A 2,020-nucleotide genomic window follows, 5' to 3' on the forward strand; every position below is an offset into this window, starting at 1 on the left:
CGAGATTGGGATAGTTTAATTCAGTCCAAAAATGGATTGAATAGAAATATAATCCCCCTGAAAAGTCAGGGCAATAAACAAGTGATTTTTACTGACTATTTTAAGGAAAGTGAATATATCGCGGAGAATGGACGTTTAGTTAAATTCTTTGAAATGAACCGTAACGGCTTTATGTTATTGGCTAACTCATTCAACGGTAAACGTATCTTACCAATTAAACTGGCTTTCATTGAACGGTTTGATGAGTTAGAGCATATCACCCTAGAACAAGCTAAAGAAACAGAAAATCGTAAAAACTTGAATCAAGCTATTAAAGAAAGCCCACATTTCAAGCCATTTTATTACTCAAGATTTTCTGATTTCCTTTGCCAACTGATTACACACAACAAATATAAAACTGTTAAAAAATTGAGAGAAGATAAAGGCTATTATGGTAAACAATTTAGCAAAATTCCCCTGAAATCGTTGCTTGATTCAGAGGAAGATTTAAAAAGATTGCAGAAATTAGAAAATAGTATTATTGCATGGCTAGAAATTGACTACAGTTTTCGAGAAATCAAAGCATTTTTGACAAAAGAAAAAGCCCAACCGCTACCAACGAAAAAGGGCTAATTCAAAACTTAGCATGATTCACGCGCTAACGTGATTTCATGCTCTTATTTTACCATAATGAGAGGAATTTTCAACATGAACACACCAATAAACAAAGAAACTTATATCCTTGATGATTCAATCGCTTTTGAACTCATGGACTTATTAAAAGCCAAGGCACGCCATTTTATCCAGCTTAATGAGTACGTTTATCGCTTGTTTGACGGTCAATCAGTTGTGACTTTCACAACTTTAGAAAACGACATTCAAGTAGAAATGGTTAAGGGGTAGGGTATGAAATTTAAAACATTTAATTTAAGAGCTTACCATCGCAAAGACGAAACTATGCTTTCATTTGTTCTCAAAGGTGGACGGATACCAACAAGCAGAATCCTTTGTATTAAAAAAGGCAACCCTTTTAAGATGAAAATCACGCACGAAATTGCTGAAAAGTACCGTATTAAACAAGAAATTAAGCAAACAGAATATAAAGGATTCGTTACAGAGGGTGTTGCGCAACTAGCTGACATCATCGAGAAAAAAATTATCTTGATGGACTATCACAACGCAAATAAAGAAAATTGGCAAGACTGGATGCGTGTTTTTGTTTACGAGTACCTGTATGATGTTGCGTTTAATCGTGGTATTCGCCATGAAAGACAACGTAGAAAAACCAAGCACAAGGCAATGACAGCATTTGATATTATCAGTTCCGAAGATGTTTCAGAGCTTTCTCATGAGCTAGGAATTAGTGAAGATAAACTAACGTACGCAGTTATGGAAGTTATTTCTAAACGTAAGAACGGAGGCAAAAAATGAATGATGACACACTAACAAACCTTGTTGCCCGTGGCTTAGTGGATAAAATCATTCATTTATTTAATAAATATCTTGGCACACAACTCAAAATCAGAAATGAAAAGCGGGTATTACCTTATATCTCTAAAAAGCGTGTTATGGAAGACTTAGATATATCAGACGGCACTCTTGATAATTGGGAAAAGCACGGATTGAATCGCTATAAACCAAGATACAAAACTTCACTTATTTACTATTTGATTGATGATATATGCAAGTTCATCATCATAGATACTTAGCAACTTGTCAGGCAAGGCAAATTTTATTAAGAGGATTGAGAAAATGACAAATATTATTAGAGCTTGTTCTTATGTAGCTGGCATTGATAGCTTAGGTATGCGAAGTTTACAAGTCTATCACACGGAACTGACAGATAAGCAGATTGGGAAATTAGACCCATTGAACGCCAATACAGGCACCGTTGATTATTCTTTTAAAGTTCGTAAATACAAGCACGGTGTCCGCTTTGAGGGCGAAAAAGAGGGCGGAGAAATCAGCTTATTTGATGAGGTAGCGAAATGATAGAACACCACCAAGGCTACACGGCTATAAAACGGTACGGACGGATTAG

General features: G+C 35.5%; 5 protein-coding genes. All 5 read left to right on the forward strand.

Annotated features, from left to right (window positions below):
* Positions 1-612: Rha family transcriptional regulator (locus tag AB0N14_RS39910; RefSeq protein WP_366030580.1), on the forward strand; the 612-nt coding region annotated here is incomplete at its 5' end.
* 75 nt (positions 613-687) lie between these two features.
* On the forward strand, positions 688-882 hold the full coding sequence (locus AB0N14_RS39915) for a DUF1655 domain-containing protein (protein WP_023188559.1): 195 nt from the start codon (positions 688-690) through the stop codon (positions 880-882).
* Positions 883-885: 3 nt separating this feature from the next.
* Positions 886-1,410 (forward strand): hypothetical protein, encoded by a 525-nt coding sequence (locus AB0N14_RS39920; RefSeq protein WP_366030581.1) that lies wholly within the window; start codon positions 886-888, stop codon positions 1,408-1,410.
* A complete protein-coding gene (locus AB0N14_RS39925; protein WP_058212813.1) occupies positions 1,407-1,688 on the forward strand; it encodes a hypothetical protein in 282 nt (93 codons plus the stop codon). The genes AB0N14_RS39920 and AB0N14_RS39925 overlap by 4 nt, the downstream gene beginning before the upstream one ends.
* 4 nt (positions 1,689-1,692) lie before the next feature.
* A complete protein-coding gene (locus tag AB0N14_RS39930) occupies positions 1,693-1,971 on the forward strand; it encodes a hypothetical protein (protein WP_366030582.1) in 279 nt (92 codons plus the stop codon).
* Positions 1,972-2,020 lie beyond the last annotated feature (49 nt).

Source organism: Streptomyces sp. NPDC051104 (genome assembly GCF_040682835.1).
Lineage (GTDB): Bacteria > Actinomycetota > Actinomycetes > Streptomycetales > Streptomycetaceae > Streptomyces > Streptomyces cynarae.